Annotated in this window: 13 protein-coding genes; 1 reads left to right on the top strand and 12 read right to left on the bottom strand. The window is 60.5% G+C overall.

All coding sequences use genetic code 11. The features are described from left to right. Positions 1 to 12 precede the first annotated feature (12 nt). The 8 genes from ACILSO_RS24550 to ACILSO_RS24585 all read right to left on the bottom strand — a co-directional run bounded on the left by ACILSO_RS24550 (position 13) and on the right by ACILSO_RS24585 (position 10,295). Positions 13 to 1,434 (bottom strand): sulfatase, encoded by a 1,422-nt coding sequence (locus tag ACILSO_RS24550; protein WP_395740118.1) that lies wholly within the window; start codon positions 1,432 to 1,434, stop codon positions 13 to 15. Between the two features lie 20 nt (positions 1,435 to 1,454). Further along, positions 1,455 to 2,828: a sulfatase-like hydrolase/transferase gene (locus ACILSO_RS24555; protein ID WP_395740119.1), complete on the bottom strand. Its 1,374-nt coding sequence runs from the start codon at positions 2,826 to 2,828 to the stop codon at positions 1,455 to 1,457. A 58-nt stretch (positions 2,829 to 2,886) separates the two neighbouring features. Then, positions 2,887 to 4,434, bottom strand: a complete 1,548-nt coding sequence (locus tag ACILSO_RS24560; RefSeq protein ID WP_395740120.1) for an arylsulfatase — start codon at positions 4,432 to 4,434, stop codon at positions 2,887 to 2,889. Positions 4,435 to 4,480: 46 nt separating this feature from the next. After that, entirely contained in the window at positions 4,481 to 5,383 is a 903-nt protein-coding gene (locus ACILSO_RS24565; RefSeq protein WP_395740121.1) for a leucine-rich repeat domain-containing protein, read from the bottom strand. Between the two features lie 41 nt (positions 5,384 to 5,424). Further along, positions 5,425 to 6,024: a hypothetical protein gene (locus ACILSO_RS24570; RefSeq protein ID WP_395740122.1), complete on the bottom strand. Its 600-nt coding sequence runs from the start codon at positions 6,022 to 6,024 to the stop codon at positions 5,425 to 5,427. Positions 6,025 to 6,085: 61 nt separating this feature from the next. After that, a complete protein-coding gene (locus tag ACILSO_RS24575; RefSeq protein ID WP_395740123.1) occupies positions 6,086 to 7,405 on the bottom strand; it encodes a sulfatase-like hydrolase/transferase in 1,320 nt (439 codons plus the stop codon). Positions 7,406 to 7,470: 65 nt separating this feature from the next. Next, the gene (locus tag ACILSO_RS24580; RefSeq protein ID WP_395740124.1) at positions 7,471 to 8,865 is read right to left on the bottom strand and encodes a sulfatase; all 1,395 of its coding nucleotides are present in this window, start codon (positions 8,863 to 8,865) and stop codon (positions 7,471 to 7,473) included. Positions 8,866 to 8,915: 50 nt separating this feature from the next. Then, a complete protein-coding gene (locus tag ACILSO_RS24585) occupies positions 8,916 to 10,295 on the bottom strand; it encodes a sulfatase (protein WP_395740125.1) in 1,380 nt (459 codons plus the stop codon). A 72-nt stretch (positions 10,296 to 10,367) separates the two neighbouring features. Here ACILSO_RS24585 and ACILSO_RS24590 point away from each other — a divergent pair, with 72 nt between their 5' ends. After that, the gene (locus ACILSO_RS24590) at positions 10,368 to 11,306 is read left to right on the top strand and encodes a VPGUxxT family thioredoxin-like (seleno)protein, type 2 (protein ID WP_395740126.1); all 939 of its coding nucleotides are present in this window, start codon (positions 10,368 to 10,370) and stop codon (positions 11,304 to 11,306) included. Here ACILSO_RS24590 and ACILSO_RS24595 read toward each other — a convergent pair. The 4 genes from ACILSO_RS24595 to ACILSO_RS24610 are packed head-to-tail and all read right to left on the bottom strand — an operon-like array spanning position 11,290 to position 14,037. Further along, on the bottom strand, positions 11,290 to 12,255 hold the full coding sequence (locus ACILSO_RS24595; protein WP_395740127.1) for a right-handed parallel beta-helix repeat-containing protein: 966 nt from the start codon (positions 12,253 to 12,255) through the stop codon (positions 11,290 to 11,292). The two genes, ACILSO_RS24590 and ACILSO_RS24595, sit on opposite strands and share 17 nt — an antisense overlap. Before the next feature lie 38 nt (positions 12,256 to 12,293). Beyond that, on the bottom strand, positions 12,294 to 12,980 hold the full coding sequence (locus ACILSO_RS24600) for an SDR family NAD(P)-dependent oxidoreductase (RefSeq protein WP_395740128.1): 687 nt from the start codon (positions 12,978 to 12,980) through the stop codon (positions 12,294 to 12,296). Positions 12,981 to 13,003: 23 nt separating this feature from the next. Further along, complete coding sequence (locus ACILSO_RS24605) at positions 13,004 to 13,429, bottom strand: DUF1348 family protein (protein WP_395740129.1); 426 nt, start codon at positions 13,427 to 13,429, stop codon at positions 13,004 to 13,006. Then, entirely contained in the window at positions 13,426 to 14,037 is a 612-nt protein-coding gene (locus tag ACILSO_RS24610; protein ID WP_395740130.1) for a pyridoxamine 5'-phosphate oxidase family protein, read from the bottom strand. The genes ACILSO_RS24605 and ACILSO_RS24610 overlap by 4 nt, the downstream gene beginning before the upstream one ends. Between the last annotated feature and the right edge of the window lie 22 nt (positions 14,038 to 14,059).

The following is a 14,059-nucleotide window of genomic DNA, read 5'->3' on the forward strand; positions in this document are numbered from 1 at the left end:
GAGGCGGGGAGGTCACTTTTTGTACGGCGCGCGCTTCACCTCATCGATGACCGGCACCTCCTTGTTCATGGCTTCATAAGCGGACATGAGGCGCTTCACCTCTTCAGGATGCTGGGCAGCCACATCATTCTGCTCGCCGGGGTCGTTTTGCAAATCAAAGAGCTGCATCTTGGCCGCCGCACCGCCCGTGTTCAGGCCGGGGAAGGCGTCGAGATTGTACTGCTCGTACGGGGCGAGAATGGTGACGCCATCTGGTGCGCGTGGGTCCAGCCATTTTCCATCCTCTCCGGGCTTGAGTTTGATCTGCGTGGCGGGCAGCACGTGCAGCTTCCAGCGTGCGTCGCGGATGTTGGCCAGTTTGGAATTGAGGTGGCCGAAGATGAACTCATGCGGTGACTTCGCCTCGCCCTTCAGCAGCGGCATGAGGCTGCGGCCGTCCAGCACGCGGTCATCCGGCAGCTTCGCGCCGGTAACCTCCAGCACGGTGGCAAAGAAATCCATCGTGATGCCGAGTTGATCGCTCACCCGTCCGGCGGGGACGTGTCCCGGCCAGCGGGCGATCATGGGCACCCGGTAGCCGCCTTCCCACTGCGCCGACTTCATGCCGCGCAGACCGCCGCTGCTGCCGCCAAACCACGCGCCATTGTCGCTGCTGAAGAGCACGAGCGTGTTCTCATCCAGGCCCAGCTCTTTGAGTTTGGCCAGCACCTGGCCCACGCTCCAGTCCAGTTCTGCCACGGCATCGCCATAGAGGCCCGCACCGCTTTTCTTGTAGAAGGCCTCGGAGGCCGCCAGCGGCTTGTGTGGCATGGCTTCGGCAAGATACAGAAAAAAGGGCCGGTCCTTGCTGCGTTCAATGAAGCCCAGCGCACGCTCCGTGTAGCGCCGTGTCAGCGTGGCCTGCACCACGGGGTATTCGATGACCTGCGTGTTTTCCAGCACCTGCACGGGGCGCATGTCATTGGAGTAGGGGATGCCGTAGTACTCATCAAAGCCGCGCTCCGTGGGCAGAAAGCCCGGCTTGTGCCCGAGGTGCCACTTTCCCACCATGCCCGTGGCGTAGCCGGCAGACTTCAGCACCTGCGCCAGCGTGATCTCCTTCTCCGGCAGATGCAGCGCATCCGCCGCAGCGCCGCCGTCCGGTGCGGGGTTCTGCGTCATGCCGCAGCGGAAAGGGTAGCGCCCCGTCATCAGCGCAGCGCGCGTGGGTGCGCAGAAAGGCGCGGGGCAGTTGAACTGTGTGAAGCGCACTCCCTCCGCAGCCATGTGGTCCAGATGAGGTGTCTTGATTTGCGGATGACCGTAGCAACCGAGATCGCCAAAGCCCAGATCATCGGCAAGGATGATGATGACGTTGGGCGGGGATGCTGCAAAGGCGCACTGAAACGGCACGCTGCCGGCCAGCAAAGCAAGTGCTATCAAAAAGTTCTTCATGGCTGGCATGAATACGCAGGTCACTTCCCCGCCTTTTGCGGGTAGTCAGCACCCGCGAGGCTTTTTTCCACTGAGGCTTTCCAGGCATTCAATTCGGCGGTCATCTTTGCCACACGTTCCGGTTCCTGCGCAGCCAGGTCAGTGGTTTCCTTGGGATCTTTGGAAACATCGTACAGCAGCGTGGCCGCCATCGGCGCCGCTCCCTTCTTGTTCTTTTTATTGCCGCGACCGCTCGCCGGGTTCGTGTGCAGCTTGTAGGGCCACTCCAGCAGTGCGGCGTGGCCACCACCGTCGCGACCGTGCGCCCAAAATGGAATCGCCTTGCTGCGGGTCTCCGTCTGGCGGTCAAACAACGGCAGCAGGCTGATGCCGTCCAGCGGCTGGATCTGATTCTGCGCCACGGCGCCAGTGGCGGCGAGAACGGTAGGGTAGATGTCCAGCGTGGAGCAGGGCGTCTCGCTGATGAAGGGCTGGGTGATGCGTGCAGGCCATTCGACGACTGCGGGCACGCGCACGCCGCCTTCCCAGAGCGTGCCTTTCTCACCGCGCAGATAGCCGGTGGACTTCGCGCCTTCATGGCCGCCGTTGTCACTGTTGTACCAAAAGATCGTGTTATCCGCGACCTTCAGTTCACGCAGAGCTGCACGCAGACGGCCCACACTGCGGTCCACCGCGGTGATCTCGCCATAGTAGTTCTGTTCTTCCTCAGAGAGCTTGCTGTAGGGCGCCTTGTCCGCAGGCAGCGCAATGTGTGGCACATGCGGCGAGCCAAACCACACCACGCTGAGGAAAGGCTTGCCGGCCGCGGCCTGCTTTTTGATGAACTTCAGCGCTTCATCCGTTGTCACGTCGGAGCTGTCGCCATGGAATTTCTCCGGCACGCCGTTGCGGCCAAGCACGGGGTCGAGATCGAAGAAATTGTCTGCAGAGACCCATTCATCGAACCCCATCTTCCCGGGAGAAAGGGGATCGCTGGCCAGGATGGCGCGGCCTGGCATGTCGGTGGTGTTCTTGTCGCCGTTTTTGCCATTGAGGTGCCATTTGCCAAAATGACCCGTGGCGTACCCTGCGGATTGCAAAACCTTCGCCACGGTCAGCTCCTCCGCGCGGATGGGCGCGCCGGGGTTGAAGGTGCCCATGCGGTCCGGATGCCGTCCCGTCATGACACTGGCGCGGGTCGGGGAGCAGTTGAAGTGTGCGGTGTAGAAGCGGTTGAGCCGCACGCCGCTTTTGGCCAGCGTATCCAGATTGGGTGTCTTGAGATCCGGGTGGCCGTTGTAGCCTGTGTCTCCCCAGCCCTGGTCATCCGCCATCACAAGAACGACATTGGGTGGCGCGGCAAAGGATGCGTGCGAGAGGAGAAGTGATGCCAGGAGCAGGAGATGTGTTTTCATAAGGGTGCAGGACATGTGAGTTGGCGGTTCATCGGCGGCAGTTTGGGTGGTTGTGTGGCTACTCTTCCACGTTCTTTTTCTTCCCCTTCGTCGCTCCAGGCAGCTTGCGCCCCGTGGCGTTGGCCCATTGGGTGTAGGACTCACTGAGTTCTTTCACAAGCTCAGGCTTCTCTGCAGCCAGGTCGTGAAGCTCGGTGCGGTCGGAGGAGAGATCGTAAAGCTCCCACTTCACCGGTTTGGCGGCGGTGTCCCAGACGAGTTTCCACTTCCCATGGCGCACGGCGCAGTTCCCGCTCCATTCCCAGCAGAGTTGGGCAGGTTCCTGGCGTGTTTCGCCGCGCAGAATGGCGGCGAGGCTGCTGCCTTCGAGGGGCGATGTTTTGGCCCCGTGGATTTCTGCGAGTGGCCTGGCGCTGGCGAGGTCGAGGCAGGTGGGCAGCACATCAATGATGTGGCCCATCTGGTTCGTCCTGGTGCCTGCTTTCACATGGCCAGGCCAGCGCACGATGAAAGGCGTGCTGATGCCGCCTTCATTCACCCAGCTCTTGTAGCGGCGAAACGGCGCATTTTGCGCCCAGCCCCAGGAGGGACCCACCGCGGTGTAGGTGCTCACGATGCCCGGCTGCTGCGTATCATCGCGCCCGCCGGGCTCCTCGGTGCAGCCGCCGTTGTCGGACAGGAACATGATGAGCGTGTTGTCGGCGATGCCGAGTTCATCCAGCGTCTTGAGCAGCCGGCCGATGTTTTGATCCATGCGGTCCACCATGGCAGCGTAGGTGGCCATGCGCAGGTCCTCCCAGTCCTGATTCGCGCCGTCCCAGGCATAGGCCTTGGAGTCGGTGCCGGAGAGCGCAGGCACTGTGTCCCACAGGCCCATGGCCTTCTGACGCTCGTAGCGTGCCTTTCGCATGGCTTCCCAGCCGGCTTTGTATTTGCCGCGATATTTGGCAATGTCTTCTGCAGGTGCATGCAGCGGGTAGTGCGGGCAGGTGAAGGCGAGGTGCAGGAAGAAAGGCTTCCCTTCACCGGAGAAGCCTTTGATCGTCTTGATGGCATGATCCGTAAACGCGTCTGTCGTGTAATAGCCGGGCGGAAACTGCGTGACGAGCCCGTCATTGTGCCCGAAAACACGCACCTTGCCGCCTTTCGAATCGGGGTCAGGCTGTGCGGGATTGAAAAAATTGCAGCAGCCGTCCATGAGGCCGTAGTATTCGTCAAATCCGCGGTCAAACGGGCGCTGTGGCGCCTTGCTGCCGAGGTGCCATTTGCCGCAGAGTGCGGTGCGGTAGCCGGCGGCGCGCATCTGCTCGCCCACAGTGGCGATGTTTTCAGGAATGCTGTTTCCACTGCCGCGCGGATACATGCCGGACAGCAGGGAGGCGCGGGTGGTGGTGCATTTGGCGTTGTTGTAAAACTGCGTGAAACGCAGGCCCTCATCGGCAAGGCGTTGAAGATTCGGTGTGTGGATCTCGCCTCCATAAGGACTGATGCAGGAGAACCCCATGTCATCCGCCATCATGAGGATGATGTTTGGGCGGGAAGGACCTGCGGCCTGAGCTGCACCCACGAATGCGACGATGGCAAGAAGTCTGGGAATAAGTTTCATGATGGAAAGGCGCAGGATTTTTTTGAAGGAAATGACGCCGTGCTTTCTATCTGCCGCCCTTCTGCGGCTTCTCTTTCTTCTTCACGATCATCTTTTCCGGCTCCTTCGAGCCTGGAGGTTTTTCGGTATTGATCCTGGCGCGCAGTTCCGGCGGAAGCTTGTTCTCATCAATCTTCGTGCCGGTGATGTCGATGGTGGCACGCATGGTGGAAAAACCGGAGGGCAGCGAGGTGACCGGGCAGTTCTTCACGCGCAGCTGGTTCACGATCTGCACCTTGCCAAAGGCTTCGGGCAATGAGGTAAACGGGTTGTCGGACAAGTCGCACACACGCAGGCGCGTCAGACTGGACATGCTCTCTGGAATGCTGGAGATCTGATTGTCCGCCACGTTGAAGTGGCGCAGTTCGGTTAGATTTCCAATGGCGGCGGGCAGCTCGGTGAGGTGGTTTTGGGAAAACTGCAGCTTCTTAAGCCGCGTCATGCCAAAGACGAATGGTGGGATCGCTGGAAAATCGCAGTGGGTGAAATACATGCCTTCGAGCGCGTCCATCTCTATGATGGACTCGGGAATGGAGCGCAGACGCTTGTTGTGCTCGAAATACATGAAGGTGATGTTGTCGAGCCGGCTGAGTTCTTCCGGCAGCGCTGTGAGGTCATTTTGATTCACAAAGAGGTGCAGGTTTTTGACTCTGGATATGGGAATCTGATTTCCTTCGTCCACGACGGCGAGGGTGCTGATGCCGGTGAGATCAGTGAGGCCCATTCCGGAAAGCAGCAGAGCGCGGTCTCCTTCCTTCAGGTTGTTGGTTTGATCGTGATCACTCGGCATCTCAGCGCCTTTTACCGCGACGAAGAGTTTGAGAGGGCCTTTCGCCGCCACTTCGCTCAGCATCACGGCCTGCAAGCTGCATGCGGCAGACAGGAGAAACATAAAAACGATGGGCTTCATGATTCGCTGCGGAACGTCGCTGCCGCCTGCCTCTTATCAGGTTATCGCGAAACGGGAGGCTGCGCCCCATCGCGGATTTCGTGCAGCTTTTTCCAGATCTCCGCCTCCGGTGCTTGAGGTGAGAGAAGCAGGATGATCTGTGTCTTTCTGCTTCCGGGCAAAGGGCGCACATCAATCTCCAGATTCAGCGTTATCTGGCGCCCGTCGGTGAAGGTGTCGATGTATGGCACCTTTGCAGAGAACAAGCCCGCCTTGTCTCCAGGCTTCACCTCGGCGTTGAAGACGGCGGGGTCAGGCTTCATGCCTTTGCCGCGCCCAACCAGGGTGCTGAGGCCCTTGAAGTACTTGTCGAAGAAGTCCTTCAGTTCTTTTTCCCGAATCTCGGGCGTGCCATCAATGCAGATGGAGAGCGCGTAGGTGAAGTACGTCGGCGAATCTGTGCTGAACATGCCGGGAGAAAAACGCGCCTCTTCATAACCCGTCCACGGAATGTCACGCGCGAAGCCCGGCGGGATGGGCAGACGCTCGAAGCGCCAGTCGGAAGGGCCCAGCAGCATCGTGGGCGCGGGCTGTGTACGTTGTGCCGGAGCGAAAACAGGGCAGGCACAAAGAAGGACTGCAATGAGAGCGAAGCGTTTCATGAACAAGATCGTGAGGCAGCCATTGAGGCATGCGGCAGCGCGCAGCCATGGGTTCCGGGGCTCAGGGGTTCTTTTTCTTCTTCCGCTTCTTTTTCCCGGGCCTGGCTGCTTTGCCATCGCCTCCGTCCGTCTTGCCTGCGGCTGGGTTCAGCTCTGCGAGCACCGCGGTGAGGCGTGTGCGTGCGGCCTTGCTGGCCTCGGTGTCTTCAGACACGGCCACGGGCTTCTCCACAAAGGGCGCATCGCTCATGTCAAAGAGCTCGCCGCTTTCATTGAGCTTCCAGCCCTGGCTGCGCACAAACCATCTGGAGCCTAGCTGCACGTAGGCCCACTCCCGCGGCGTGCCCTTTTCTCCACGCAGCTGCGGGGCGATGCTGACACTGTCAAACTTGAAGCCCTCAGGTGCTTTTGCCCCGGCCAGCTCCAGGAAAGTCGCCTGCATGTCGGTGAAGTTTACGAGGTCTTTGTTCACTTTTCCGGCGGGCGTCACGCCGGGCCAGCTGGCGATGAACGGCACGCGCGATCCGCCTTCCAGCATGGACGCTTTTTTGCCGTTGATCATGCGGCCGCCGATGGTGCTGGGATGGCTTAGAGCGGTGCCGTTGTCCCCGGAGAAAATGATGAGGGTTTTTTCCCGCAGGCCGAGCTTCTCCACCTCCGCAACGAGAGCCCCCACCTGCTTGTCCATGTAGGCGATGTTGTCGTTGTAGAAATCCGTGCCTCTGCCCGCATCCGCCGCTGAATCTGGAGTGCGCAGGATGGGGCCGTGCACGAGGTGCATGGGGTAGTAGAGGAAGAAAGGGTGTTCCTTGTGCCGGTTGATGAAGTCGAGGCTGAAAGCCTGGATGATGTCAGGATTGTACTCTTCCTTGGGCGTGTCGATGGTCTCGCCGTTTTTCTCGTAGCTGGTCTTCCAGTACCAGCCGCCCGCGGTGGGGTCTGTGCAATATTCTTCAAAACCCCAGTCTTTCGGTGTTTCGCCCACCTGCCGCCATTTGCCGGACTCGCCGGTGGCGTATCCGGCCTGCTTGAGCAGCCTGGCCATGGGCTGCTCATTTGCGGCCTTTGCACCCGGGCCGTCGGCGCGCCAGGAGCCATTGCCAATGCCGCCGGTGCGGAAGGCGTAGCGCCCGGTCATGAGCACACAGCGGGAGGGGCCGCACAGCGGTGCGGAGTAGCAGAGGTCAAACCGCGTGCCGGAGGCGGCGAGCTTGTCGATGTTTGGCGTCTTGCGCACGTCCGAGCCGTAGCAGCTCAGGCCATCGTGGCCGAGGTCATCTGCCAGGATGAAAATGATGTTCGGCTTGGTGCCGGGTTCGGCTGCAAGCATGATGGATGTCAGGCAGAGCAGTGCACAGCAAAGGAGCGGCAGGCGTTTCATGGCAAGGCTGGGATGAAAGGGCGATGTGAACCGCTGAAACGCTGGCCGCGGCCGGATCATGCAGCTCAATCTCCTTTGTCATCACCATGCTCGTAGGTTTTGGGCAGGGTGGCCGTCCAGGCGGCGAGCTGCTCGGTGAGGCGCTTCAGCACTTCGGGCTGTTTCTCCGCCAGATTGTTTTTCTCCCCTGGATCCGCGTCCAGATCGTAGAGAGTCACCTCGCCATGGCGGCGGTGCGAGCCATGCAGCTTCCAGTTTTTCACCAGCAGCGTGGGATCGCTCCGCTCCGTGTTTGTCTTCCAGAAGAGCGGTTTGCCGCGCACATGAATGCTGCCAAGCAGTGCCTTGGAAGAATCCTCGCCATCAAAATCTGCGGCATTGATGGAAATGCCGGTGATGCTGCAAAGCGAAGGAAGCCAGTCCGCGCCGCTGATCACCGACTGTTGATCCACGCGTCCGGCGGGCACCTTTGCTGGCCAGCGGACGATGAAGGGCACGCATACCCCGCCTTCGAGATCGGTGTGCTTGCCGCCGCGGAAGTCGGGCCCTGCATAGCCCATGGCGTTGAGGCGGGTATCTGCCAGGTCGCCGCCAGACCGGTCTTTTTTCTTCCTGGTCTTCGCCTCGTCTCCATCCGTCTCGCGCAGCGGTGCGGCGCCTTGATCACTGGAAAAAACGACGAGCGTGTTTTCCCGCAGGCCCAGTTCATCCAGCTTTTTCAGCAGATGGCCTATCTCGTCGTCCATTGACTTCACATCGGCGAGAAAGGCCCGCAGGTGCGCAGCCGGGTCTCCTCCCATCTTCTTGCACAGCGCAAACTTCTCCTGCATCGCCGGGGTGAACTTTGCCTCCTCCAGCTCCAGCGGGCCAAAGGCATCCAGCACCGCCTGCGTGGGGTGAATGGGGTGATGCGAAATGTGGTCCCAGATGTTCACATAAAACGGCTCCCCTTTGTGTTTCTCGATGAAGTCGATGGCCTGATCATACATCGGCGCATCGCGGCCACGTCCGTCCTGCGGCTGGCGGTGTTTGTTGGGCGCGCCTTGGTCCGAACCAATCACATCGATGCCATAGGTGCCCGGCTCCAGCGTGGTGCCGATGTGCCATTTGCCAAAGTGGCCGGTGGCATAGCCGTTCTTCTTCAGCAGCTCCGTGATGGTGATGCGGCTGCCAAATCCAAAGCTGGCCGGGTACTTCTGAAACGTGGCGGGAAGCCTGCCCGTCATCAGCCCTGTTCGCGCCGGGCAGCAGGTGACGCCGGTGGCGTGAAACTTGGTGAAGCGCGTGCCTTCCGCCGCCAGCTTGTCAAGGTTCGGCGTCTTCGCATACGGATGCCCGTAGCAGTGCAGATCTCCCCAGCCAAGGTCATCCGCGAGGATGAAGATGATGTTTGGTCTGTCAGCTGAACGGCAGGACAGTGAAAGAGCGAAGGTCAGGATCGCGAGCAGCAGGGGCTTCATGGTCGCCCGCGGAAACGATGAAGACGGAGCGCTTCATGCAGGGCACGCCTTCAATCTTCCTTCCCACCCGACGAGTCCGGATTTCGCGGCTCGTCGTGTTTTGGGAGCCAGGCTTGCAGCTCTGCTTTGACCTTGGCGGAATCTGGCTGGCTGGCGATGTTGTTGCGTTCCAGGGGATCCTTGTCGTGGTCGTACAATTCTTCCGCGCCATCAGCATAGCGGATGTAACGCCAGCGGTCGGAGCGCAGCGCGTGGTTTTTAAAACCGGCGGTGGTGAGTGCCGGGCGCTCCCATGGCGCGGCGGGGTTTTTCAGAAGCGGCATCAGGCTCACGCCTTCAAGCCCTGGCTGGACGGGGAGTCCCGTCAGTTCCACGAGCGTGGGATAAATATCCAGCAGGCTGACGGGGTGCGTGCAAGTCTGATTCGCCGCGATGCCGGGTCCGGCCATAATGAGAGGCACGTGGGCCGAGCCCTCGCGCAGGCTGCCTTTGGACCAGTTGTGCTTTTCGCCAAATTCATAGCCGTTGTCTCCGCAGATGACGACAACGGTGTTGTCGCGGCTGGGCCCCTCCGCCAGACCTTTCAAGATGCGGCCCACGCAGTCGTCAGCGTACCGGGATGAGGCGAGGTAGGCGGAGATCAATTCTTTGCGCCGCTGAATCAGCATGTCCTCGGTCTTGTGCTTCTTTTCGCGGACGGAGGCTGGCAGGCCCGCGTTTTCATCAGCAGCCAGATCCGGAACTGTGATGCTGGCAGGCGGAAAGAGGTCGAAATACTCCTGCGGCACGTACCAGGGCGTGTGCGGCTTTACCACTCCGCAGGCCAGGAAAAAGGGCGCTTCATGTTTTTTTGTGAGAAACTCCGCAGCCCATCCCGCCAGCTTCCAGTCTTCCATCTCGTCCTTGCTCTTGTACAGCGGACCCCAGGCATGTTTGCCGATGGCATTCATCCCTTCGCCTTCCGGTGCGGGAGCATGCTTCTTCTCTTTGCGGCCAAGTTCGATGCTCTCGGTCCAGATGCGTTTTCCGGCTGCAGCGGCAATGGCGGAACTGAAGACCTTTCCTGCTCCCGCGAGATGATAGCCCTGATCGCGAAAGCAAGCGGGCAGCGAGATCTTGCTCTTCAAGAGGTGATCTTTCGGCAGGTTATCCTGGCTGTTGTCGTAGATGCCCGTGGTGGAGGGTCGCAGGCCGGAAAGAAAGGCGGTGCGGGAGGGATTGCACACCGGTGCCGCGCACTGCGCATTGGCAAATGTCATGCCGCCTTTGGCGAAGCGATCGAGCTGCGGTGTCACCGGCTGAGGAGCGAGATCCGTGCGACCGGAGAAGGCGTTTTGATCGTCGATTACGATGAGGAGCACGTTCGGCTTTGATGGAGCCGCACCCAGTGTGACGGCAAAAAGAGTCCAGAGGCAGCAGAGCAGTTTCATGTTCGGCCCCTGAAACGCAGGTGCGACGAAGTCTTTCGTGAAATAAATTCGCGTGGCCCGCCTCTCACAGGCATGAACTCCGCCGTTTTAGCCCTCGCTCTCATGCTGCCTTCATTGTCCTTTTCCGCCGGCACCACCGAACACGCCGAAGAGGCGGGCGCGGTGCATTGGGGCCGCATCCTGGACACCGCACTGGCCTCCAGCGCGCAGACGGGCAAGCCGGTGTTTGCCCTGTTTCAGGAGATCCCCGGCTGTGCGGGCTGCAGGCAGTTTGGCCGCGAGGTGATGTCGCATCCATTGATCGTGGAGGCGGTCGAGACCGAGTTCATTCCGCTGCTCATTCACAACAACAAGCCTGGCAGGGACACGGAAGTGCTGCAGCGCTTCGGGGAACCAGCTTGGAACTACCAGGTGGTGCGCTTTTTCAATGCGCAGGCCCAGGACATCATCTCGCGCAAAGACCAGGTGTGGGATGCCGGTGGCATCGCCGAGCGCATGGTGGCGGCGCTCACGGAGGCAAAGCGTCCGGTGCCCGCCTATTTGAAGCTGCTGGCCGCCGAGCACTCCCCGCGTCTGAAACAGGCGGTGCTGGCCATGTACTGCTTCTGGACCGGCGAGATGGAACTGGGCCGCATCGACGGTGTCATCACCACCGAGGCCGGATTCATGGATGGAAAAGAGGTGACGCTGGTGAGATATGATCCGCAGCTGATTTCGCTGCCGCAATTGATCGCCGCAGCGGAGAAGGTGGAGTGCGCGCATGCAGTGTACGTTGCTGCGGCGGAACTGCCCGCGGCCAGGACGATGAAGCTCAAAGTCGGCACGATCTCGGGCTACCGCGCGGCGCCGAAGAGCGAGCAGAAAAAGCAGATCAGCGGCACTGCGGCGGAGAAGCTGACACTTGATCCCGGCCAGGCCACCAAGGTAAATGCGTGGATCCGCACCGATCCGGCCAAAGCATTGCCGTTTCTCACGAAATCGCAGCAGGCACAGCTCAAGGGCGGGGCTTGATGAGCAGGTTTTCCATCGGCGGAGCATCGTGTGCGCCGCTGTTTTCATAGCCCGGCAGCTCCTTGCCACCGTGGCGTTCTTCGCGTGACTTCACGTCCGGTCCATAGGCCATGCGCAGGATTTTAAGATCCTGGATTTTGTCTTCGGCCCGTACGGCCACCTGAGTGCGATAAACAGCGCAGTCCTCCACCGTCACGCGTGCATCTCCACGTCCGCCCGGGCCACGTGCACGGATGGCCACCTCATTGTCATCAAAGACGCAGTGGGAGACCAGCGCCTCGATGTGTTCTTTTAGATTTAGCGCTGCACGCGTGTTGATCTGGCTGGGCTGGTTCCACCCGTGCATGTAGCACTGGCGGATGATGAGTTTGCAGCGTTCACCATCCGGCGGAGTCTTGGAATCAAAGGCGTTTTCTCCCGGGCTTTGTCCTGCTTTGAAACCGGGGGCGTCTTCGGCCAGCGGGCCCGTCCACAGATGACAGTTTTCAATGGTGAGGCTGCCGCGCTGCTTGCGGTCCGGATCAAACTGAATGCAGTCGCCGGTGATGTGGGAGATGTCGCAGTTGCGGATGGTCACATCTCCCCAGCGGCCGGTGATGCCATGCGCGTCCGTTTGTTTTTCAAAAGTGCCGTTGAGAAGGTGGTGGATGCGGCAGTTCTCAATGACCACACGTGTGCCGAAGACGCCCACGCCATTGCCGGTGCCGTTGAAGATCTCGCAGTTGCGCAACGTCACATCGTCCGCGGTGATCTTCACAATGTTGCCGCCCGCGCCCTGGGCATCGACCCGAAAGTTTTCATACACACCGGGCTTGGTGATTTCCAGCCGGTGCACGAGCTTGGCACCTGACTTGGTGCCTACAGGGCCGGGCGCGCCGGCGAGGTCCGCAGCATGCAACGAAGGCAGAAGGGAGGCAACGGCGGAGCAGAGGAGAAGGGTGCGGGTCATGGCACCCAGAACGTCGGTTCAGGCCCGATGCTTCCAAATCACCACGGAATGACCGCGCGGTCCTTGAGGAACTTTCCACGCAGGGAGTGAGGTGCCTCCAGGGCCAGCCAGATCAGTGTGTCTGCGCCTTCATCGGGCGTGCGCGGTGCCTCGCTGCCGCCCATCTCCGTGCGGCACCAACCGGGGCACATGCTGTTTACCGTCACATGAGGTAGTGCGGCGGTGAGCTGCTGCGTGAGCATGTTCAGCGCGGCCTTGCTGATGCAGTACGCAGGAGCCCAAGCCTGTGGCTCACCATCGAGCTGACCGGCGCCGCTGGACACATTGATGATGCGTGGTGCCTCGGATTTGCCAAGAAGCGGTGCGAAAGCCTGGCTCACTCGCAGCGTGCCGACGACATTGGTATTCAGCGTTTCCAGCAGCACCTCGGGCTTCAGTTCCAGAAGATTCTGATAGTGATCCAGCAGGATGGCGGAGTTGTTCGCCAGCACGTCCAGCTTCCCAAACTGCAGCCCGATCTGTTTTGCTGCTGCATCCACGCTCGCCTGATCCGTGATGTCGAGCTCCACACTGCCCGCTCCACCACCAGCAAGCTCTGCCGCCTCAGCCGCACGTCTGCCATTTCTGCTGCCGATGATGACCTGCGCGCCACGTGCGGCCAGTTGCTTTGCAGCCGCAAAGCCAATGCCCCGTGTCGCGCCGGTGATGAGGATGACTGGTTTCATGGAGATGTGTTGGGACACGAAGCTCACGCCCGAGCCCAGCGGAACTTACGCTCCTCCTCTCGGATCGGTTGATCATTGATGCTGGCGTAGCGTTTGGCCATGTAGCCGTTTTCGTCGAACTCCCAGTTCTCATTGCCATGGCTGCGCCACCATTGGCCGGAGTCGTCATGCCACTCGTACTCAAAGCGCACGGCGATGCGGTTTCCTGTGAATGCCCAGAGCGTTTTCTTGAGGCGGTAGTCAAGCTCTCTGGCCCACTTCTTCTTCAGGAACTCGACGACTTCGGCACGACCATTGAGGAATACATCGCGGTTGCGCCATTCGGTGTCAGATGTGTAGGCCAGCGAGACGCGCTCTGGGTCTCGGCTGTTCCAGGCATCTTCGGCTGCCTGGATCTTTTTGATGGCCGTTTCTTCAGTAAAGGGTGGCAGGGGCGGACGTGGGTTCATGGTGTTGAGGTGTGAAGTTTGAGCTGGGATTCAAGTTCGGCAATGCGCGCCTTCAACGGCGCAACGGCGTCCTGTACTTCGGCGGCGGTGAAGCGTGGCGTGATGAATTTGGGGCAGTTCCAGTCATAGGATAAAACGTCGATCACAAAGATGCGTTCCACCCTCGCAGCATGACCTCCCGGAGGGGCGATCTGGGTGACCAGATCCGGATGCTCGCGGGCATCCAGCACCCGGGCGTGGCCGAGGATCTTCAGCCGCTCCCGCGCCGGGTAGTCCATGAGGAAGAGACTCACACGGTCGTTCTTCGCCAGGCTGCCCACGCTGATCATCTGGCGGTTGCCACCGTGGTCGGCAAACATGAGTTCGCTGGGTCCGGTGACGCGCAGGAAGCCTTTCGCCCCGCCACGATGCTGGAGATACGGCCAGCCATTTTCCGTGATCGTGGCCATGTAAAACGAATCACGCTCAGAGATGAAGGCTGCCTCTGCGGGAGTGAGCACATCATGCTCGGGCGTGGAGTCAAAGGCGGGGTAGGTCCGCCCATAGTAGTGACGCTCCGCCTCGAACACAGCAGGCGTGAGCACGGTATGCATGAATCGGTCGGCCATGGTCGAGGTGGGAGCGAAGGGT

Source organism: Prosthecobacter sp., assembly GCF_044226605.1.
Classification (GTDB): domain Bacteria; phylum Verrucomicrobiota; class Verrucomicrobiia; order Verrucomicrobiales; family Verrucomicrobiaceae; genus Prosthecobacter.

What these genes read in the sequence shown, in the direction of transcription:
- ACILSO_RS24550 (WP_395740118.1), bottom strand. Translation starts at nt 1,434, where the DNA reads ATGAAGAACTTTTTGATAGCACTTGCTTTGCTGGCCGGCAGCGTGCCG.
- ACILSO_RS24555 (WP_395740119.1), bottom strand. Translation starts at nt 2,828, where the DNA reads ATGAAAACACATCTCCTGCTCCTGGCATCACTTCTCCTCTCGCACGCA.
- ACILSO_RS24560 (WP_395740120.1), bottom strand. Translation starts at nt 4,434, where the DNA reads ATGAAACTTATTCCCAGACTTCTTGCCATCGTCGCATTCGTGGGTGCA.
- ACILSO_RS24565 (WP_395740121.1), bottom strand. Translation starts at nt 5,383, where the DNA reads ATGAAGCCCATCGTTTTTATGTTTCTCCTGTCTGCCGCATGCAGCTTG.
- ACILSO_RS24570 (WP_395740122.1), bottom strand. Translation starts at nt 6,024, where the DNA reads ATGAAACGCTTCGCTCTCATTGCAGTCCTTCTTTGTGCCTGCCCTGTT.
- ACILSO_RS24575 (WP_395740123.1), bottom strand. Translation starts at nt 7,405, where the DNA reads ATGAAACGCCTGCCGCTCCTTTGCTGTGCACTGCTCTGCCTGACATCC.
- ACILSO_RS24580 (WP_395740124.1), bottom strand. Translation starts at nt 8,865, where the DNA reads ATGAAGCCCCTGCTGCTCGCGATCCTGACCTTCGCTCTTTCACTGTCC.
- ACILSO_RS24585 (WP_395740125.1), bottom strand. Translation starts at nt 10,295, where the DNA reads ATGAAACTGCTCTGCTGCCTCTGGACTCTTTTTGCCGTCACACTGGGT.
- ACILSO_RS24590 (WP_395740126.1), top strand. Translation starts at nt 10,368, where the DNA reads ATGAACTCCGCCGTTTTAGCCCTCGCTCTCATGCTGCCTTCATTGTCC.
- ACILSO_RS24595 (WP_395740127.1), bottom strand. Translation starts at nt 12,255, where the DNA reads ATGACCCGCACCCTTCTCCTCTGCTCCGCCGTTGCCTCCCTTCTGCCT.
- ACILSO_RS24600 (WP_395740128.1), bottom strand. Translation starts at nt 12,980, where the DNA reads ATGAAACCAGTCATCCTCATCACCGGCGCGACACGGGGCATTGGCTTT.
- ACILSO_RS24605 (WP_395740129.1), bottom strand. Translation starts at nt 13,429, where the DNA reads ATGAACCCACGTCCGCCCCTGCCACCCTTTACTGAAGAAACGGCCATC.
- ACILSO_RS24610 (WP_395740130.1), bottom strand. Translation starts at nt 14,037, where the DNA reads ATGGCCGACCGATTCATGCATACCGTGCTCACGCCTGCTGTGTTCGAG.